This window comes from Actinophytocola gossypii (genome assembly GCF_025165815.1).
Classification (GTDB): domain Bacteria; phylum Actinomycetota; class Actinomycetes; order Mycobacteriales; family Pseudonocardiaceae; genus Actinophytocola; species Actinophytocola gossypii.
The window spans coordinates 38,065-57,116 of the sequence record NZ_JAFFZE010000003.1 but is presented as its reverse complement, the minus strand read 5'-3'; the positions used below and the strand labels follow the sequence as shown (position 1 = coordinate 57,116).

The window sequence follows — 19,052 nt, the reverse complement described above, 5'->3', positions numbered from 1 at the left end:
TCGTGTCGGACATCCTGACGCCGACCGAGGAGGCTTTGGCCGAGGCTCCGCCGCCCACCCGTGGCGGCGGAGCCCTCCGCTACCTCCTCACCAAGGCCGGCGGTGGCCTGGTCAGCCTGGTGCTGGTGATCGTGCTGGGCTTCCTGCTGTTCCGGGTGCTGCCCGGCGACCCCGTGTTGACGATGACCCGGGGGCGGCCGGCGAGCAAGGAGCAGATCGCCGAGCTGGAGGCGCAGCTCGGTCTGGACAAGCCGCTGATCGCGCAGTTCTTCGACTACCTGTGGCGGCTGCTGCAGGGTGATCTCGGCGAGTCCTACGTGTTCCGGGTGCCGGTCACGCAGAAGATCATGGAGCGGCTCGGTCCGACGCTGCTGCTGGTCGGCACGGCCACGCTGATCGCGGTGGCGCTCGGCCTGTGGTTGGGCACCCGGTCGGCGTGGCGGCGGGACAGCCGGTTCGACAAGGTCTCCACGAGTGTGGCGTTGGCGTTGTGGTCGACGCCCACGTTCTTCCTCGGGCTGCTGCTGATGGCCGCGACCAGCGGCTGGTTCCCGACGGCGGGGATGGTCAACTCGGACACCCCACCGGACTTCTTCTCCCAGGCGGTGGACGTCGCCCACCACATGGTGTTGCCGACGATCACGCTGGTCGCGGTGGTGTACGCGCAGTACCAACTGGTGATGCGGTCGTCGCTGTTGGAGGAGATGGGTGCGGACTACCTGACGACCGCGCGGGCGAAGGGGCTGCGGGACGCGATGGTGCGGCGCCGGCACGCGGTGCCGAACGCGTTGTTGCCGACGGTGACGCTGGTGTTCCTGCACATGGGGTTCGTGGTGGCGGGCGCGATCACCACCGAGACGGTGTTCTCCTGGCCCGGGCTCGGGCTGCTCACCTACGACGCGTTGGAGAAACGTGACCTTCCGCTGCTGACCGGCACGTTCATCGTGCTGGCGGGCGCGGTGATCGTGATGAACGTGCTCGCCGACATGCTCTACCGTGTCCTCGACCCCCGGGTGCGTGCCTCATGACCAGTCCCCGAGCGGCCAGTCCTCGAGCGCTGGCCTGGCGTCGTCGCGGTGACGCGTTCGCCGCGGGCTGGCGGCAGTTCGCCCGGCAGCGCAGCGGCCTGTTCGGGCTGGGGTTGCTGCTGGTCATCGTGGCGTTGGCGGTGCTGGCGCCGGTGCTGACCGACCGGGAGGGCCTCAACGTCATCAACGCCACCGGCGGGCCGTTGGAGGCGCCCAGTGGGGAGTTCCCGCTGGGCACCGACCGGCAGGGGCGGTCGGTGCTGCTGCTGACCCTGTGGGGCGCGCGGATGTCGCTCACGGTCGGGTTCGTGGCCGCGTTGCTGTCCATCGGCATCGGCACGATCATCGGGATCCTCGCCGCGCACTACGGGCGGTGGGTGTCGGCCGGGCTGATGCGGATCACCGACTTCTTCCTGGTGCTGCCGTCGCTGGTGCTGGCGATCGCGCTGTCGACGGTGCTCAACCCGGGGATCGGGACGGTCATCCTGGCGATCGGGATCACGTCGTGGCCGCCGTCGGCCAGGCTGGTGCGCGCGCAGACCCTCACCATCGAGGCCCGCCCCTACATCGAACGGTCCAGAGCGCTCGGCGGCGGGCACCTGCACGTGATCACCAAGCACGTGTTGCCGGCGGTGCTGCCGCTGGTGTTCGTGAACACGACGCTGGCGGTCGGGTCGGCGATCGTGGCGGAGTCCACGCTGTCGTTCCTCGGTCTCGGCGACCCGGATCCGATGCGGCCGTCGTGGGGGTCGATGTTGCGGTCGGCGTGGCTGGACAGCGCGGTCATCGCCGGCGCCTGGTGGTATCTGCTGCCGCCCGGCATCGCGATCGCCATCGTGGTGCTCGCGTTCACCATGTGCGGGCGGGCGTTGGAGTCCGTCCTCAACCCACGGCTGCGGGAGGGCTGAGGCGGGTGGCACTTCTGGAGCTCAGGGACCTGACCGTGCGCTACGGCGGCCGCGCGCGGGCGGTCGAGGCGGTGCGCGGGGTGTCGCTGACCCTCGACGCCGGCGAGACCCTCGGGCTGGCCGGGGAGTCCGGGTGCGGGAAGTCGACGCTGGCGATGTCGGTGCTGCGGCTGCTGCCGTCGTCGGCGACCATCGACGGGCAGATCCTGCTCGACGGCGAGGACGTCACCACGATGAAGTGGGGGCGGCTGCGGGCGGTGCGGTGGACGACCGCGGCGATCGTGTTCCAGGGCGCGATGCACGCGCTGAACCCGGTGCGGCGGGTGCGGGACCAGATCGCCGAGCCGATCGTGCTGCACGCCGACACCCCGCCGTCCGCGGCCGCGGTACGCAAGCGGGTGGACGCGCTGCTCGCGCAGGTGGAGCTGCCGGCGGCGAAGGGCGAGGCGTATCCGCACGAACTGTCCGGTGGGCAGAAGCAGCGGGTGATGATCGCGATGGCGTTGGCGTGCGACCCGCGGCTGGTGATCGCCGACGAGCCGACGACCGCGCTGGACGTGATCGTGCAGGCGCAGGTGCTGTCGCTGCTGAGCAGGCTGGTCGCCGAGCAGGACATCGGGCTGGTGATGATCAGCCACGACCTCGCCGTGTTGGCGTCGACGTGCCGGCGGCTCGCGGTGATGTACGAGGGGCGGTTGGTCGAGGAGGGCGACGCGAAGCAGGTGATCGCCGACCCGCGGCACGAGCACACGCGGTCGCTGGCGGCGGCGTTCCCGACGGTCGGCGACCCGGTGTTCCGGTACGCGCCGGCGACCAGCAACGAGCTGGGCCTGCCGGACCCGCCGTCGGCGGTGCCCGACGATGAGCCGTTGCTGCGGGCCGAGGACGTGCGGGTCACGTTCACCGGGCGGGGTCGCCGGGAGGTCACGCACGCGGTGGCCGGGGTGGACCTGGACGTGCGGCGCGGTGAGATCGTCGCGCTGGTCGGGCAGTCCGGGTCGGGGAAGACGACGTTGGCGCGCACGATCCTCGGGTTGCAGCAGGCGACCGGTGGGCGGGTGTTGTTCGAGGGCGAGCCGGTGCCGGCGTCGGCGAAGGGGCTGCGCGCGTACCGGCGGCAGGTGCAACTGGTGTTGCAGGACCCGACGAGCGCGTTGAACCCCCGGCACAGCGTGTACGAGTCGGTCGCCGAGGGGTTGCGGATCCACAAGGTCGGCGGGGACGAGCGCGCGCACGTGGCGGCGGCGTTGGAGGCGGCGGAGCTGCGGCCGGCGGAGGAGTTCATGCCGTTGCTGCCGCAGCAGCTCTCCGGTGGGCAGCGGCAGCGGGTGGTGATCGCCGGGGCGTTGGCGTTGGAGCCGAGGGTGTTGGTGGCCGACGAGCCGGTGGCGTCGCTGGACGCGTCGGTGCGCGGGGAGATCCTGGCGCTGTTGCTGCGGTTGCGGGCGAAGCTGGGGTTGGCGGCGCTGGTGATCACCCACGATCTGGGGTTGGCGTGGAACATCGCCGACCGGGTCGCGGTGATGTACCAGGGTGAGCTGGTCGAGGTCGGCCCGGTCGACGAGGTGCTCAGCGACCCGCGCCACGACTACACGAAGTCCCTGCTGGCCGCGCTGCCGACGACGGGGGAGCAGTAGGGGTCAGCGCGCCGTCCCCGAGACCGCGCTGCGGCTGCCGATCGGCGGCCGGGACGTGATGCACGAGCAGTTGCGGCACCTGGCATGCAAGTCCGGCTTTCGGCGGGTGTATCGCGGGCAGTGCGACGAGTACCCGATGGCGAGCACCGAGCAGGGTGGTGCGGGCGCACGGACCGAGGAGGTGCCGGGGCGCGAGAACACGTGTCAGGGTGGAATGAACCGATCCCAGTACCCTCCGGACGGTAGGCGGTTCCTGGTGGTCATCAGCAACCCAAAGCTGATCGCGCCGGGGCCGTTCACCGGGACCGACATCGCCCGGGACAAGGGCTGCCGTTAGGAGGAGCGCGTGGTGCCGGCCGAGCTCGTCGACAAGTACGCCTGGGCCGCGGACGTCGCGCTCGAAGCGTGGACCGTGGCGGTCGTCCAGGGGCGTTCCGTCGAGGACGTGCTGCTGGTCTACGGCGCCGACCCGGCGGCACCGGTCGGCGGACTCACCTTCGCAGGGGTGGACGAGCTCCGGGGGCCGCAGGTCGATCAGCTCGACCTCTACGTGCAGGTCAAATCCGGCGCCGGCCACGTGGTGGCGATCGAGAACAACGGGTGGAGCGGCAGCCTCCCGGAGATCGCACGACGATGCTCGGCGAGTGGACACCGGTTCTTCAGCGTCTACTGGAACGCCAACGGGTTCGGGATGGTCACCCAGGCCATCGACGGCGAGGTCACGGCCGGCTTCGAGATGAACGAGCCGACCCTTCCCGGCCCGGCCGACGAGTGGGAGCGCCGGCCGAGCTGGGCGGTCGGACCGGAGACCGACGTCGAACTCGTCCGGCAGACCTGCCTGGCGATGCTCGAACAGCAGACCGGTGTGGAGATCGACCCCGGGTGGCTCTCCGAGCCGCTGCCCACCTACCGTGTTCCGGAGCCCTACTGGCTGTACCGCGACCTCCCGGGCGCCGACCGGGTGTGATCGCTACCGCTGGTGCGTCTGCCCGCACAGCCCGTGGAGCGGAAAACCGGGCCACTGCGACAAACAGACCAACGGTCCTGTGTAATCTCAAGCCGCCATGTCTACCACCACCGGGGCGCCACCTGTGACCACCGTCGACGACGCGACCAACGCGGAACGCGATGTGCGGCGCACTCATCCGCTGCCGGTGCGCACGATCGCGCTGGGCACGATCGGCAGCGTGCTGATCCTGATCAGCGCGCTCGGCGCCGGGGCGATCCTCGCGCAGGACCCGTTGATCGGCCAGGGCGCGTTCTCCTGGATCCGGTACGGGCACGGGCGGATGCTCGCCACGATCGTCCTCTACGTCGGGTTCCTGCTGGTGGTGTGGGCGTGGGTGCGGCTGGGGCGGCACGTGCTCGCCGGCCGGGTCGGCACCCGGCCGGTGCTGGTCGCGGCCGCCTGCTGGATCGCGCCGATGCTGTTGTCGCCGCCGGTGTTCAGCCGGGACGCCTACCTCTACGTCGCCTACGGCACGTTGCCGCTGCACGGGTTCGACCCGTTCACGGTGGGACCGGGGAGTCTCGACGTCGACCCGGTGGTGGACAACGTCGACTCGTTCTGGCAGAGCACGCCCGCGCCGTACGGGCCGCTGTTCATCCTGCTGGCCAAGAGCGTCATCGCGGTGACCGGCACGAACATGATCGCCGGTGTGCTGCTGATGCGGCTCGGGCTGCTCGTGGGTGTGCTGCTGGTGATGTGGGCGCTGCCGACGCTGGTGCGGCACCTCGGCGGGCGGCTGCCGGTGGCGATGTGGCTGGCGATCGCCGGGCCGATGACCGTGGTGCACCTGGTCGGCGGCCCGCACAACGACGTCCTGATGGTCGGGTTCCTGGCCGCCGGGACCGCGTTGGTGCTGGACCGCCGGCACGTGCTGGGGATCGCGCTGGTCACGGTCGGGGTGGCGGTGAAGGCGACCGGGGCGGTGGCGTTGCCGTTCCTGGTGTGGGTGTGGGCCGGGCACCTGAACTCGACGCTGTGGCGGAACTTCGCGCGGGCGTGCGCGTTCTCGATCGGGATCTTCCTGGTGACGTTCGCCGCGGCGACGTTCGCGTCCGGGGTGAACCTCGGGTGGCTCTCGGCGTTGGACGCGCCCACCGCGATCGTGAACTGGCTGTCGCTACCGACCGGGGCCGGCGAGATCATCCACTCGATCGTGGGACTCGTGATCGACCTGCCCAAGGTGTACTTCGTCAACGCGATGCGCGTGGCCGGCGGCGTGCTGATGCTCGTGATCCTGGTCAGGCAGTGGTGGCGGGCCCGGGACGGCGGCCCGGACGCGGTGAAACGCGCCGCGATCGCGTTGCTGGTGGTCGCGATCCTGTCGCCGGCCACTCTTCCGTGGTACCTCACGTGGGGGTTCATGCTCGCGGCGGCGTTGCCGTGGAAGCGGCGGCAGCTCGCGGTGCAGGTGAGCCTCGCGGTGTTCCTCGTGCTGACCTACACGCCGTCCGGTGACGACCTGCTCTACAACTGGACGTTCATGTTCTGCGCCGCCGGGGTGTCGGTGCTGGCCGGGGTGTCCCTACTGCGACACGACCCGCTGAACCTGTTCGGCGCCGACCGGGAACACCTGGTGACGGTCGGTCCCCGTGCCGCGCACTGAAGTACCCGCCGCCGACACGGTGACCTCCTGGCGCGGCCCGCTCGTCCTCGGCTCGGTCGGTTCGCTGCTGCTGCTGATCGGCGGGCTCGGCGGCGCCGCCGGCGCGGTCGGGGACCCGCTGATGTCCGACGGGCCCGTGTCGTGGTGGCGGTACGGACACGGCAAGATGCTGTCGACGCTGGTCGTGTACGGCGGGTACGTGCTGCTGGTGCTCGGCTGGGTGCGGCTGGGCCGGCTGGTCCTCGCCGGGCGGGTCGGGACCCGGCCGGTGCTGCTGGCGGCGGCGTGCTGGACGGTGCCGCTGCTGTTCGCGCCCGCGTTGTTCACCCGCGACGTGTACTCGTACCTGGCGCAGGGCGCGATCGCGCTCGACGGCTACGACCCGTTCACCGTCGGCCCGACCGTGCTGACGGACACGGAGTTCATCGAGAACGTGCACCCGTTCTGGCAGGGCACGCCGGCGCCGTACGGGCCGCTGTTCATCCTGCTGGCCAAGGGGATCGTGGCGGTGACCGGCACGAGCATCACGCTGGGGGTGCTGGCCAGCAAGGTCACGAACCTGGTGGGGCTGGCGCTGCTGCTGTGGGCGCTGCCCAGGCTGGTGCGGCACCTCGGCGGGAACCTGCCGGTGGCGACGTGGCTGTTGATCGCCGGCCCGCTGACCGTGGTGCACCTGGTCGGCGGCCCGCACAACGACCTGATCATGATCGGGTTCCTGGCCGCCGGGACCGCGCTCGTGCTCGACCGCCGGCCCGTCGCCGGGATCGCCGTGGTCACCGCCGGCGTGGCGGTCAAGGCCAGCGCGGCCGTCGCCCTGCCGTTCCTGGTGTGGGTATGGGCCGGACGGCTGGCGTCGACCGGCTGGCGGGCGTTCCTCCGGGCCTGCGCCGGCGCGGTCGCGGTGTTCGTGGCCGTGTTCGCCGCGGTCACCGTCGCGGCCGGCGTCGACCTGGGCTGGGTGACGATGGTGAACGCGTCGTCGCGGCTGGTGAACTGGCTGTCCGTGCCCACCGCGGCCGGGGAACTGCTGCACGGCGTCGTCGGCGGCTGGTTCGGACTGTCCCGGGACCCGTTCGTGACCGTCACCCGAGCGGTGGGCACGGTGCTGTTGGTGTGGGTGCTGGTCCGCCAGTGGTGGCTCGCCCGCGACGGCGGCGTCGACGCGGTCCGGCGGGCGGCGGTCGCGCTGTTCGCGGTCGCGGTGCTGTCCCCGACGATGCTGCCCTGGTACCTGACGTGGGGTCTGTGCCTGGCCGCGGCGTGGGCGTGGAAACCGCGACAGTTGGCGGTGGCGGTCGGGATCAGCGCGTTCATGGTCGCCCCGTACACCCCGGACGGCGAGCAACTGCTGTACGTGTGGGGCCTGATGATCGCGGCGGTCGCGTTGTCGGTGCTGGCCGCGGTGTCCCTGGTCCGCCCGGACCCGTTGCGGTTGTCGGAGCGGCCGGTGCGGTGACCGTCCATCCGCTGTTGCCCGTGCTGCTCGCCGCCGCGTCCGGGGAGTTCCCGCCGGCGGACGGCGCGGTGGTGGCCCTGCCGCCGCTGCCCGGCGGGCTGGCGGCGGTGGTGTCGCTGACCGGCCGCGCCTACGTCGCCGCCGACGAGCCGCCGGACGGGCTGGACGCGTTCGGTGGAACGTTCCGCCCGGAGGTGCTGCTGCGGCTGGCCGGCCCGGGTGGTGAGGTGGGCACCCTCGACGTCACACTCGTCGCCCACGGCCTGGGCGGCGGTGTGGGCGGCGGGGGGCTGCCGGCGCGCACGGATCTGGACGGGCATCCGCGGGTCCGGCACGCGCGGGCGATCCGCCGCGACGTGCGGGTGTACGGGGACGAGCGTGGCCTGGTCACCCTCGCCGCCGGGTTGGCGGGGCGCCGTGAGCTGTCGCTGGAACTCTCCGGGCAGGGGGAGCGGGGCGTGGGTCGCGGCCTGATCACGGACGCGTTGGGTCTGGTGCCGGCCGGCGAGCCGGTGTTCGCTGCGGTCGCCCCGGGGAACGCGCGATCCCTGCGGGCGTTCCTGGCCGTCGGGTTCCAGCCGGTCGGCGCGGAGGTCATTCTGCGGACCGCCGCTGGAAGTGCCAGATGAGCAACGCCGGGACGTCCGCGCCGGCGGCCCGCGCGGCCTCGGGCACGAGGTCGGCCAGGCACCACGGCCACAGCTCCCATGGCCCCAGCTCCGCCACCCGAGCGCCGACGGGCCGGTCGCTGGTCGGTTCCTCGCAGCCGCGGACCGCGAACCCGGCCGGCAACGCCGCGCGCAGGTAGTCGCCGACCAGGTGCCGGTGCGCGGGCAGCCGCGCCGGCTCACCGGTCGGGGTGCGCACGCTGGGCACCGAGCCGCGCAGGATGCCCTCGGGGTGGACGTCGGAGAGCACCAGGTGACCGCCGGGGCGCAGGACCCGCGCGAACTCGGCGAACACCGGGGCCAGGTCGGGCACGTGCGTGAGCGCGAGCGTGCAGACGACCAGGTCGACCTCGGCGTCGGCGACCGGGAGGCGGTGCAGGTCACCGAGGCGGAAATCGGTGTCGGACAGGCGTGCGCGGGCGTGGGCGAGCATGTCGGGGGAGCTGTCGACACCGATCACCCGGTGGCCTCGGTCGGCGAGCAGCGCCGCGATCCGGCCGGTGCCGCACGCCGCGTCCAGCGCCACGCCGGCGGGCAGCGGGTCGATGAGCCGGGTGAGCGGCGCCTCGTCGAGGAAGGCGGCGTTGCCGGGGTCGTCGTAGGTGCGGGCCCACAGCCGGTAGCCGTCGACGGTGTCGAGGCGGTGGACGTCGACGGCGGCGCCGGTGAGGGCCGGGTCGTCGAGCAGGCGGCGGATCTCGGTGAGCCGGGCCTCGACGAACGCGCGGTCGTGCTCGCCGGTGAACGAGCGCAGCAGCGCGATGCCTTCGAGGCCGAGTACATAGGCCAGCGGGTGCTCGTGGATCACGTTCGGGACGCTAACGGGGCGGGCAACCGAAATTCGGGTTGATCGGCGGCGATAGGGTCGGGCGGGTGAGTTCCTCGCTGCTCGTCAACTTCGTCTACTGCCAGCAGGTCGGTCACGCGATCGAGGCCCTGCACTACGCCAACGGCTACCACCGGGCCGACCCGGAGCGGCGGATCTCGCTCACGCTGATCGAGAACACCGCCACCGAACTGCCCCGCTACGCCGACTTCGTCGAGGCCACCTACCCGATCCCGGTGGACATCTTCGCCACCGACGCCGACCACTCGGCGGCGTTGGCGACCGTGCCGGCCACGTGGGACGCGGTGGTGTCGGACCACCGGGGCACCGACCCGGCGCAGCGGGAGATGTTCCCCGGGCTCGCGTCCTGGTTCGACGCGAGCACCGCGCACTTCTCCGGCACCAAGGGCCTGGCCGGGTTCCGGAAGCCGATCCCGTACTCGCCGGGTGAGCACTGGCAGCTGAACCTGCCGGCCGACCCGTCCCGGTTCCCCGCCGAGGGCCCGCGGATCGCGGTCCTGCCGGGCGGTAGCTCGCCGCGGCCGCTGTATCCGTCGACGCGGTCCTGGGAGCTGATCGTCACCGCACTCGCCGAACGGTTCCCGGACGCGACGTTCTGCCTGGTCGGGAAGCTGCGCGCGGACGCCCGTACGTCGACCACGTTCACCCGGGAGGAGATGACGCGGATCCGGGACGCCATGCCCCGCGCGGTCGACGTGGTGGACGAGCCGCTGGTCGACCAGCTCGCCGCGGTCGCCGCGTGTGACGTGCTGGTGTCGCCGCACACCGGGTTCGGGATGCTCGCGCTGGCGGTGGGCACGCCGTGGATGACGATCGGCGGGAACCGGTGGCCGCAGTTCTTCTTCAACGGGGTCCCGTTCTACACGGTCGTCCCGGATCTGGAGCGGTTCCCGGCCTACACGATGATGGCCGGCGACCCGCCGACGGTGGACGACGACGGGGAGCGGTCGCCGTCGATGAGCCTCGAGCGGATCCGCGCGGATCTGGACGAGATCGTCGACGGCACGGCCCGGTTGGTGGAACGCCGCTGGGACTACGACACCGCGCTGTACGACTACGCGAAGCGGATGCTGCCGGTGGTCGGCGGTGACCCGGCGCATCTGTGGTCGATCGACCAGGTGCTGACCAAGGCGCTGACCTCCCGTTGACATGCAGCCGTTTGGCTGCCTATCGTGAAGGGCAGCCAAACGGCTGCGTAAAGGGGTGGGTGTGGACGAGGTGTTTCGCGCGTTGGCCGATCCGAGCCGGCGCCGGCTGCTCGACCGGCTCAACGAACGCAACGGGCAGAGCCTGCGCGAGCTGTGCGCCGGCCTGGACATGGCACGCCAGTCGGTAAGCAAGCACCTTGCCGTGCTCGTCGACGCCAACCTGGTCACGACCGTGCGTCGCGGCCGGGAGAAGTTGCACCACCTCAACGCGGAGCCGATCAACGCGATCGCGCGGCGCTGGATCCACCGGTACGACCGGGACCGGGTCACCGCGCTCGCCGACCTCAAGTCAGCCCTGGAGGAACCCGTGACCAGTTTCGTGTACACCACCTACATCCGCACCACCCCCGAGCGGCTGTGGCGCGGCCTCACCGAGCCCGAGTTCACCCGCCGCTACTGGGGTGGGCTGGAGCTGGTGTCGGACTGGCGGGTCGGGTCGCCGGTGCTGCTGCGCGACGAGCCGGGGCAGGAGGCCAAGGACCAGGGCCAGGTCGTGCTCGAGGCCGACCCCTACCGGCGGCTCGCCTACAGCTGGCACAACTACCAGCCCGAGCACGCGGAACTGTTCGGCTGGTCGGCCGAACGGCTCGCCGAGCTGCGGCAGGAGCCGCGCACGCGGGTCGCGTTCGACCTCGCCGACCTCGGCGACGGGCGGGTCCGGTTGACCGTCACCCATGACGGGTTCGCCGGCGAGACCGAGATGTACCGGGCGGTCAGCGGCGCCCTGGACGACAGCGGCGGGTGGCCGGAGCTGGTCGCGGACCTCAAGTCGCTGCTGGAGGCCGTGCCGGTCGGCTGACAGCCGAAACCGGCCGCGCTGACCCGCTACCGCAGGGCGGGTTCGGTGAAGGTGAGGGTGCCGGCGTCGGCGTCCAGGGTGGCCTCCGCGCCGAGCGGGACCGTCAGCTGCGCCGGCACGTGCCCGAACCCCAGCTCCCACACCATCGGGATGCCGAGCCCGCCCAGTAGATCCATCAGCACGTCGTACACCTGGGACGGTTCGCCGCAGCCGGTCCACGAGCCGAGCGCGATCCCGGCGACCCCGGTGAACCAGCCCGCGCGCAGCAGCTGGGTGACCATCCGGTCCACCTGGTACGGCTCCTCGTTGACGTCCTCGAGGAGCACGATCGCCCCGTCCGGGGGTGCCGGCGCGGCGCCGACGGTCGAGGACAGCAGGCTCAGGTTCCCGCCCACGACCACGCCGGTGGCGGTGCCGTGGTTCATCGTGGCGACCGTCGGGCCGGTCAGGGACCGCACGGTCTCCGGTTCGAACAGGGTGGCGTGCAGGTACTGCTGCGCGCTCGCGTCGAAGGACGCGCCGGCGATGATCGGCGCGAACAGGGTCACCACGTCCAGCTGGTCACCGATCGCGGCGTGCAACGCCGTGATGTCACTCGATCCGGTGAACACTTTCGGTCCGGCGGTCGCCATGGCCGGCCAGTCGAGCAGGTCGACCATCCGCATGCTGCCGTAGCCGCCGCGGGCGCAGATCACCGCGTCGACAGCCGGGTCGCACCAGGCGTGCTGGAGGTCGGCAGCGCGGTCGGCGTCGCGGCCGGCGAGGTGCGGCAGGTCGGGGTGGCGGTCCAGGACGTGCTTGCCGACGGTCACCTCCAGGCCCCAGTCGCGTAGCACCGTGACGCCGTTGTCCAGGGCCTCCGCGGGTACCGGACCGGCCGGCGCGACGACCGCCACCCGGGCACCTGGCCGCAGCCGCGCCGGTCTGGTGCGGGTCACGAACGCAGCTCCAGGACGGGCACGCCGGGCGGGGTGAACCCGAACACCTGCCCGTAGAACGACAGCTCGGCCTCCAACGCGGCCCGCACCGTCTCGGCCTTGCGGAACCCGTGCTGCTCGCCCTCGAACGTCAGGTAGGCGTGCGGGGTGCCGGACCCGTCCAGCGACGCCACGAACCGGTCCGCCTGCGCCGGCGGGCACACCTCGTCCTCCAGGCCCTGCAGCAGCAGCACCGGCCCGGCCAGCGAGTCGATGCGGTTGATCGGGGACCGTTCGACGTAGCGGGACTCGTGCTCGGGCAGCGTGCCGACCAGCGTGTCCAGGTAGCGGGACTCGAAGTCGTGGGTCTCGCCGACGAACGCCAGCATGTCCAGCACCGGGTACATGATCGTGCCGCACCGGTAGGTGTCCACGCCGGTCATGGACGCCGCCGACGTCCAGCCGCCGGCCGAGCCGCCGCGGATCGCGAGCCGCGCGGGGTCGGCGGTGCCCTCGTCGGCGAGCGCGGCGGCGACCGCGGCGCAGTCCTGCACGTCGACCACGCCCCACTGGCCGTTGAGGGCCTCCCGGAACGCGCGGCCGTGGCCGGTGGAGCCGCCGTAGTTCACCGCGACCACGCCGATGCCTCGGCTGGTCAGGTAGGCGAAGTCCGGGCTGAGGCGGTTCCCGACGTGCCCGGTCGGGCCGCCGTGCACGTTCACCACGAACGGCGGTGCCTCGTCGGCGGGACCGGTGAAGTCGGGGTTGCGCGGCGGGTACACCAGGGCGGGCACGACACGCCCGTCCGGGCCGGTGAACCGCCGCTCGACCGGAACCGGCAGGTACGCGGGGTCGGGCAGGTCGCCGCGGGTGCCGGTGAGCTGGGTGGTGGCGCCGGTGCCGGGGTCGACGCGGACGACGGCGACGTCCCGCAGCGGTGACCCCGCCGCGCACACCACGTGCGAGCCGGCCACGGTGAGGTCGCTGGAGAACCAGGTGAGGTCGGTGTCGACGTCGGTGACGGTGCCGGCGTGTTCGTCGAGGACGGCGAGCCGGTCACCGCGCAGGACCGCGAACCGTCCACCACCCAGCCGGGTGAACCAGCGGGCGCCGAGCTGCCACAGCGGCCCGCCGAGCTCGTCGGCGAGCGGAGCGAGGTTCGTGGCGGCCCCGTCGAGGCCGATGCGGAACAGGTTCCACCAGCCGTCCGGGTCGGTGAGGGCCAGCAGCTGCTCGTCGGTCTCCCACTCGACCTGGCACACCGCCTCCCTCGGCCCACCCGCCAACACGGCGCGGTCACCGAGATCGCCGAGCGGGGCGACGCACAGCTCCGCGCCGTCCCACGGCATCCGCGGGTGGTCCCACCCGATCCACGCCACCCTGGTCCCGTCCGGGGACAGCCGGGGGCCGGTCATGAAGTGGTGGCTCGCGCCGAGCACCCGGATCGCACCGTCCGCCTCCGGGGCGACCTGAACGAGGTCGCGGCGCACATCGGTCGGTCCGTCGCCGGTGATGGTCTCCCGGACACACAGGACGGTGCCGTCCGGGCCGGGGGACAGGTCCGCGTACCGGAGCCCGTGGTGCCGGCCCGGTTCGGGGGTGACCGGGGTGGGGGTGCCGGGCGCGCCGACGGGCATCACGTAGAGCCGCTGGTCGGACCAGTTGGTGAACACCAGCAGCTCGCCGTGCGGGCCGTCGACGACCGTCCACGGGCGGCCGCCGTACTCGTGCACCCGGTTCCGCACGTTCCACGGCGCCGGCAGCAGCTCGACCGGGTGGCCGTCCGGTCCTTCGTGGAGCAACGCGACCCGCCCGCCCTCGGCTGGCCGGCTCTCCGCCCACCACACCCGGCCGTTGTGCGTGTCGACCCATTTGGGTTCCCCGCCCGACGCGGCCACCACGGCGGCCCGCAACGGTGACTCCCAGCTTCCGAACTGTGCGATCTTCACCACGGGCGAAACCCTAACCGGTGCGTGCGGCCGACGCGCCAGTCGATAACGTGCGCGGGGGAGAAACGCAGGAGAACGTCGTGCCGGGAACAGGCCTGCCCGACGTGGTCGTTTGCCGTAGGGTCGGAGGTGCCATGGCTCGTGTCATTCATGTCTTCCGCCAACCTGATCGGTTCGTCGCCGGCACGGTTGGCCAACCCGGCGACCGCACGTTCTACCTGCAGGCCTCGGAGAGCGCCAGGACGATCAGCGTCACGCTCGAGAAGCAGCAGATGGCGGTGCTCGCCGAACGAATCGGTTCACTGCTGGAGGAGGTCCACCGCCGGTTCGGCGCGGACCTGCCCGACGAGACCCCGGAGGATCGGGTCGACGCCGACCCGCTGCGGGTCCCGGTCGAGGAGGAGTTCCGGGTCGGCACGATGGGCCTGGGCTGGGACTCCGAGACCCGCGCGGTGGTGATCGAACTGCTCGCGGTCACCGAGGGCGAGGTCGACGAGTCGGTCGTGCTCGACGACACCGAGGAGGGCCCGGACGCGGTGCGGGTGTTCCTCACCCCCGCCGAGGCGCGGGCGTTCGCCGAACGCGCCGACCGGGTGATCAACGCCGGCCGCAAACCGTGCCCGCTGTGCGGGGAGCCGCTCGACCCGAACGGGCACGTGTGCCCTCGGCAGAACGGCTACCGGCGCACCGACGAGGACGAGACGGACTGAGGTGGAGCCGTCCGACCCGGCCGTCGCCGAGTTACTCGCCCGCGGCCGCATCGAGGTCGAGGGCCGGTTGGTCGACGCGTCGAACGCCACCCTGTTCTGCGAGATCTCCGGCGGTGACGCGACCGCGCACTGCGTGTACAAGCCGGTGAGTGGTGAGCGGGCGCTGTGGGACTTCCCGGACGGCACACTCGCCGGCCGGGAGGTCGGCGCGTTCCTGGTGTCGGAGGCGGCCGGGCTGTCGCTGGTGCCGCCGACCGTGCTGCGGCAGGGCCCGTTCGGGCCGGGCATGGTGCAGCTGTGGATCGACACCAAGGAGGGCGGCGACCTGGTCGACGTGCTGCCCCCGGACGAGGTGCCGGTCGGCTGGAAACGGATCCTGCGCGCGCACGACCGGTTCGGTGACCCGGCCGTGCTGGTGCACGCCGACCACCCGAGCGTGCGGCTGATGGCGGCGCTGGACGTGGTGCTCAACAACGCCGACCGCAAGGGCGGGCACGTGCTGCACGGCACCGACGGCAACGTCTACGGCGTCGACCACGGCATCTGCCTGCACAGCGAGCACAAGCTGCGGACGGTGCTGTGGGGGTGGGTGGGGGAGCCGCTGCCCGAGGACGTGGTCGAGATGCTCGCGACCCTGCGGAGCGCGCTGGACGACGGTGTGGGGGAACGGCTGGCCGAGCACGTCACCCGCGCGGAGGTCCGCGCGTTGCGGCGACGGCTGGAGGAGTTCGCGCGGGTCGCCGAGTTCCCCGCGCCGGGCGCGGACTACCGGGCGATCCCCTGGCCGGCGTTCTAGCACCCGACCTTTGAAGGTTCCGCCGCGCCGACCTGCCGGGACCGTCGTCAAGTTCCCCACGGCGGTTCAACGATACCGTTCAAGGACATGACCGACGTCGAACTCAGCACGGCCGACCTGCGCGAAGTCACCCGCTACGCCGTGGCCTGCGCGGCGCCCGCCCTGCCGATCTTCGAACACGCCCGGCCCGGCGATCCACGCCCACGAACCGCGGTCGACGCCGCGCGGGCGTTCGCCGGCGGCGCCAGGCGGACCAAGGCGATCCGGGACGGCGCGTGGGCGGCGCAGCGCGCCTACCAGGACACCCGGGACGCGGGCCAGGCCGCCGCGAGCGACGCCGCCCGCGCCGCCGTCGCCGCGGCCAGCGCGGCGTTCCTGCACCCACTGGCGAACGCGACGCAGGTCCCGCACATCCTCGGGTCGGCCGCCCACGCGGCACGCGCGTTCGAACTCGACGCCGGCGACGACCACACCGTCGGCGCCCACCACATCGAGCGGGCCCGGGACCTCGCCGGCGCGACCGTGGTCAGCGTGCTGCGGCGCTACCCGACCGCGCCGGGCGGCCGCGGCCGCGTGGGGGAGCTGATGCGGGCACTGGACACGTCCTTGCGAGCCTCGTCCGGGACGCCGACACTCCGGCGCCCCGAGTTCGACGATTTTCACCCGGACGTTCGATAAAGTCTCCAGACCGTGCGTGACGACCGGTACGGCGGCGATGTCCTGGCCCGCAAACCCCGACGCGAGGTGCCCGAAGTGGTCGCCGAACCGGGCCTGGTGGTCGAGGACCCGGCCAGCGGGTTCTGCGGCGCGGTCACCCGCTTCGAACACGGGAACGTGGTGCTCGAGGACCGGCACGGCCGGCACCGGCTGTTCCCGTTGACCAAGGCCGGGTTCCTCCTCGACGGCAAACCGGTCACCCTCGTCCGCCCGGCACCCGCCAAGGCCACGGGGAAGACCGTGTCCGCGTCCGGGTCGGTCCGGGTCGAGGGCCACACCGCCCGCACCGCCCGCGACAGCCGCCTGTGGGTCGAGGGCATCCACGACGCCGAGCTCGTCGAACGCGTCTGGGGCCACGACCTGCGCGTCGAAGGCGTCGTCGTCGAACCCCTGCACGGCATCGACGACCTGCCCGGGTTGGTCGCCGAGTTCGGCACCGCCGAGAGCCGCCGGCTCGGCGTGCTGGTCGACCACCTCGTCGCCGGCAGCAAGGAGTCCCGGATCGTCGACCGCCTGCGCGACCCGAACGTGCTGGTCACCGGCCACCCCTACGTCGACGTGTGGCAGGCGGTGCGGCCCGCGTCGGTCGGCATCCGCGCCTGGCCGGCCGTGCCGCGCGGCGTCGACTGGAAGACCGGCGTGTGCGACGCGCTCGGCTGGGGCGAACCCGCCGACGGCTGGCGGCGCGTGCTCGCCGGCGTGCGCAGCTACAAGGACCTCGAGACCCCGCTGATCGGCGCCGTGGAACGCCTTATCGACTTCGTTACCTTCGGTGAAGAGTAGTGACCGAACGGCCACGACTCTGAGATCATGCCCACATGGCAGCAGTCTTCTGGCTCATCGGGGGCATAGCCCTGATCGCCGCCGAAGTCCTGTCCGGGGACTTCTTCCTCCTCATGGTCGGCGTCGGCGCGCTGCTCGGCGCCGGCGCCGAGTGGATCACCGGCAACACCCTCGTCGCGGCCGCGGTCTTCGCGACCGTGTCGATCGGCCTGGTCACCTTCGCCAGACCATGGCTCAAGCGCCGCATGCACGGGGACCTGGTCGCCACCAACGTCGACGCGCTGATCGGCCGCAAGGCCGTCGCGGTGTCGCCGGTCAACGAGCACGGCGGCCAGGTGCGGCTCGACGGTGACGTGTGGACCGCGCGCGCGTTCAACGGCAAGGCGATCGCCGCCGGCGAACCGGTGACCGTCGTCGAGATCTCCGGTGCCACCGCCGTGGTGCTGGCGGACGGCGACTGACACGATCTTGTGATCTACTTTTCGGGCGTCGACCGGGCGACGCCGTTCCCAGCCGCAGTGGAGGCACGTTGACCATCCTCATCATCGTCGTGGTCGTGGTCCTGTTCGTACTCACGGTCGTGGTGAAGTCGATCCTGGTGATCCCGCAGGCCCAGTCCGCGGTGATCGAGCGGCTCGGCCGATTCCGGTCGGTCGCCGAACCGGGCCTGAACTTCCTGGTGCCGTTCCTGGACCGGGTGCGCGCGCGGATCGACCGCCGCGAACAGGTCGTGTCGTTCCCCCCGCAGCCGGTGATCACCCAGGACAACCTGACCGTGTCGATCGACACCGTCGTGTACTTCCAGGTCACCAGCCCCCGGGACGCGGTGTACGAGATCTCCGACTACATCGTCGCCGTCGAGCAGCTCACCACCACCACGCTGCGCAACGTGGTCGGTGGCATGAGCCTGGAAGAGACCCTGACCTCCCGCGACTCCATCAACGGGCAGCTGCGCGGCGTCCTCGACGAGGCCACCGGCCGCTGGGGCATCCGGGTCGCCCGCGTCGAACTGAAGGCGGTCGACCCGCCCCCGTCCATCCAGGACTCGATGGAGAAGCAGATGCGCGCCGACCGGGAGAAGCGCGCCATGATCCTCACCGCGGAAGGCACCCGCGAGGCCGCGATCAAGACCGCGGAAGGGCAGAAGCAGAGCCAGATCCTGTCCGCCGAGGGCTCCAAGCAGGCCGCGATCCTCGCCTCCGAGGGTGAGCGGCAGTCCCGGATCCTGCGCGCCCAGGGTGAACGCGCCGCCCGCTACCTGCAGGCCCAGGGCCAGGCCAAGGCCATCGAGAAGGTGTTCGACGCGATCAAGGCCGGCAAGCCGACCCCCGAGGTGCTGGCCTACCAGTACCTGCAGACCCTGCCGCAGATGGCGCAGGGCGACGCGAACAAGGTGTGGATGCTGCCGAACGACTTCGGCAAGGCCCTCGAAGGGTTCGCCAAGGCCCTCGGCGCCCCCGGCGACGACGGCGTGTTCCGCTACGAACCCCCCGCCTACGAGCCGTCCGCACGCTCCGACCAGGACGACGACGAGATCGAATCGTGGTTCGACATGACCACCGACCCGAAGGTCGCCGAAGCCGTCCGCGAGGCCGAGGCCGTCGCCCGCCAGGAGGTGCCCGGCCCGCTGAGCACCCGCCCGACCGGCCCACCGGCCCTCAGCGCGTCCCGCCCCGCCACCCCGGCCGCCCCGCCACCGCCCGCGCCGCCGGCGCCGGTGCAGCAGCCCGTCCAGCGGGTCGAACCGGACCCGCCGACCGTGGCCTACCCGCCCCAGACCCCAACCCAGACCCCGCCACAGAGTTCGCCACAGAGCCCGCCGCGGAGTCCGGTTCCGCCGGCCCCGACCCAGACTCCGACCCAGCCGCCGGCACCGTCCCCGAACCCCCGGCCGGCCACCCCACCGAGCCAGCCGGGCCGGCCACCGGAGTCCACCGAACTGTCCGACGAACCACCCCGCTACTGACCCGTCACCCCGTCGGCGCCGTGCACCACTGGTGGACGGCGCCGACCCATG

The 19,052-nt window shown here is 72.2% G+C and carries 19 protein-coding genes; 16 read left to right on the top strand and 3 right to left on the bottom strand.

Going from position 1 to position 19,052, the window contains the following annotated elements:
* The first annotated feature begins 11 nt into the window (after positions 1-11).
* From JT362_RS01080 to JT362_RS01050, 8 genes are all read left to right on the top strand, one after another.
* The gene (locus JT362_RS01080; protein WP_375546430.1) at positions 12-1,028 is read left to right on the top strand and encodes an ABC transporter permease; all 1,017 of its coding nucleotides are present in this window, start codon (positions 12-14) and stop codon (positions 1,026-1,028) included.
* Entirely contained in the window at positions 1,025-1,936 is a 912-nt protein-coding gene (locus JT362_RS01075) for an ABC transporter permease (RefSeq protein WP_260189070.1), read from the top strand. The genes JT362_RS01080 and JT362_RS01075 overlap by 4 nt, the downstream gene beginning before the upstream one ends.
* A 5-nt stretch (positions 1,937-1,941) precedes the next feature.
* Positions 1,942-3,573: a dipeptide ABC transporter ATP-binding protein gene (locus JT362_RS01070; protein WP_260189069.1), complete on the top strand. Its 1,632-nt coding sequence runs from the start codon at positions 1,942-1,944 to the stop codon at positions 3,571-3,573.
* A complete protein-coding gene (locus JT362_RS35525) occupies positions 3,470-3,910 on the top strand; it encodes a Scr1 family TA system antitoxin-like transcriptional regulator (protein WP_375546428.1) in 441 nt (146 codons plus the stop codon). Before JT362_RS01070 ends, JT362_RS35525 begins: the two co-directional genes overlap by 104 nt.
* A 12-nt stretch (positions 3,911-3,922) precedes the next feature.
* Positions 3,923-4,540, top strand: a complete 618-nt coding sequence (locus JT362_RS01065; protein ID WP_260189068.1) for a DUF6461 domain-containing protein — start codon at positions 3,923-3,925, stop codon at positions 4,538-4,540.
* Between the two features lie 97 nt (positions 4,541-4,637).
* Complete coding sequence (gene mptB / locus JT362_RS01060; RefSeq protein WP_375546427.1) at positions 4,638-6,185, top strand: polyprenol phosphomannose-dependent alpha 1,6 mannosyltransferase MptB; 1,548 nt, start codon at positions 4,638-4,640, stop codon at positions 6,183-6,185.
* On the top strand, positions 6,172-7,641 hold the full coding sequence (gene mptB / locus JT362_RS01055; protein ID WP_260189066.1) for a polyprenol phosphomannose-dependent alpha 1,6 mannosyltransferase MptB: 1,470 nt from the start codon (positions 6,172-6,174) through the stop codon (positions 7,639-7,641). Before mptB (JT362_RS01060) ends, mptB (JT362_RS01055) begins: the two co-directional genes overlap by 14 nt.
* Positions 7,638-8,270: an N-acetyltransferase gene (locus JT362_RS01050; protein ID WP_260189065.1), complete on the top strand. Its 633-nt coding sequence runs from the start codon at positions 7,638-7,640 to the stop codon at positions 8,268-8,270. The genes mptB (JT362_RS01055) and JT362_RS01050 overlap by 4 nt, the downstream gene beginning before the upstream one ends.
* Here the strand turns inward: JT362_RS01050 and JT362_RS01045 are convergent.
* A complete protein-coding gene (locus tag JT362_RS01045; RefSeq protein WP_260189064.1) occupies positions 8,236-9,117 on the bottom strand; it encodes a class I SAM-dependent methyltransferase in 882 nt (293 codons plus the stop codon). The two genes, JT362_RS01050 and JT362_RS01045, sit on opposite strands and share 35 nt — an antisense overlap.
* A gap of 65 nt (positions 9,118-9,182) precedes the next feature.
* Here JT362_RS01045 and JT362_RS01040 point away from each other — a divergent pair, with 65 nt between their 5' ends.
* Positions 9,183-10,304: a glycosyltransferase family 9 protein gene (locus JT362_RS01040; RefSeq protein ID WP_260189063.1), complete on the top strand. Its 1,122-nt coding sequence runs from the start codon at positions 9,183-9,185 to the stop codon at positions 10,302-10,304.
* 61 nt (positions 10,305-10,365) lie between these two features.
* Complete coding sequence (locus tag JT362_RS01035) at positions 10,366-11,163, top strand: ArsR/SmtB family transcription factor (RefSeq protein ID WP_260189062.1); 798 nt, start codon at positions 10,366-10,368, stop codon at positions 11,161-11,163.
* A 26-nt stretch (positions 11,164-11,189) separates the two neighbouring features.
* Here JT362_RS01035 and JT362_RS01030 read toward each other — a convergent pair whose 3' ends face one another.
* Both JT362_RS01030 and JT362_RS01025 read right to left on the bottom strand, forming a co-directional pair.
* Positions 11,190-12,101, bottom strand: a complete 912-nt coding sequence (locus JT362_RS01030; RefSeq protein WP_260189061.1) for a S66 peptidase family protein — start codon at positions 12,099-12,101, stop codon at positions 11,190-11,192.
* Positions 12,098-14,032, bottom strand: a complete 1,935-nt coding sequence (locus JT362_RS01025) for a prolyl oligopeptidase family serine peptidase (protein ID WP_260189060.1) — start codon at positions 14,030-14,032, stop codon at positions 12,098-12,100. The genes JT362_RS01030 and JT362_RS01025 overlap by 4 nt, the downstream gene beginning before the upstream one ends.
* A 131-nt stretch (positions 14,033-14,163) precedes the next feature.
* Between JT362_RS01025 and JT362_RS01020 the strand changes: the two genes are divergently transcribed.
* The 6 genes from JT362_RS01020 (at position 14,164) to JT362_RS00995 (ending at position 19,001) form a co-directional block, all read left to right on the top strand.
* On the top strand, positions 14,164-14,739 hold the full coding sequence (locus JT362_RS01020; RefSeq protein WP_260189059.1) for an Rv2134c family protein: 576 nt from the start codon (positions 14,164-14,166) through the stop codon (positions 14,737-14,739).
* A 1-nt stretch (position 14,740) separates the two neighbouring features.
* Positions 14,741-15,535: an Rv2133c family protein gene (locus JT362_RS01015; RefSeq protein WP_260189058.1), complete on the top strand. Its 795-nt coding sequence runs from the start codon at positions 14,741-14,743 to the stop codon at positions 15,533-15,535.
* Positions 15,536-15,622: 87 nt separating this feature from the next.
* Entirely contained in the window at positions 15,623-16,213 is a 591-nt protein-coding gene (locus tag JT362_RS01010) for a putative immunity protein (protein ID WP_260189057.1), read from the top strand.
* 12 nt (positions 16,214-16,225) lie between these two features.
* On the top strand, positions 16,226-17,035 hold the full coding sequence (locus JT362_RS01005) for a DUF3097 domain-containing protein (RefSeq protein ID WP_260189056.1): 810 nt from the start codon (positions 16,226-16,228) through the stop codon (positions 17,033-17,035).
* Positions 17,036-17,070: 35 nt separating this feature from the next.
* Complete coding sequence (locus JT362_RS01000) at positions 17,071-17,496, top strand: NfeD family protein (RefSeq protein WP_260189055.1); 426 nt, start codon at positions 17,071-17,073, stop codon at positions 17,494-17,496.
* Between the two features lie 68 nt (positions 17,497-17,564).
* Positions 17,565-19,001, top strand: a complete 1,437-nt coding sequence (locus JT362_RS00995) for an SPFH domain-containing protein (RefSeq protein WP_375546426.1) — start codon at positions 17,565-17,567, stop codon at positions 18,999-19,001.
* Positions 19,002-19,052: the final 51 nt, after the last annotated feature.

Coding starts and splice junctions, on each gene's coding strand:
- JT362_RS01075 (WP_260189070.1), top strand. CDS start 1,025: ATGACCAGTCCCCGAGCGGCCAGTCCTCGAGCGCTGGCCTGGCGTCGT.
- mptB (WP_375546427.1), top strand. CDS start 4,638: ATGTCTACCACCACCGGGGCGCCACCTGTGACCACCGTCGACGACGCG.
- JT362_RS01020 (WP_260189059.1), top strand. CDS start 14,164: ATGGCTCGTGTCATTCATGTCTTCCGCCAACCTGATCGGTTCGTCGCC.
- JT362_RS01010 (WP_260189057.1), top strand. CDS start 15,623: ATGACCGACGTCGAACTCAGCACGGCCGACCTGCGCGAAGTCACCCGC.
- JT362_RS01000 (WP_260189055.1), top strand. CDS start 17,071: ATGGCAGCAGTCTTCTGGCTCATCGGGGGCATAGCCCTGATCGCCGCC.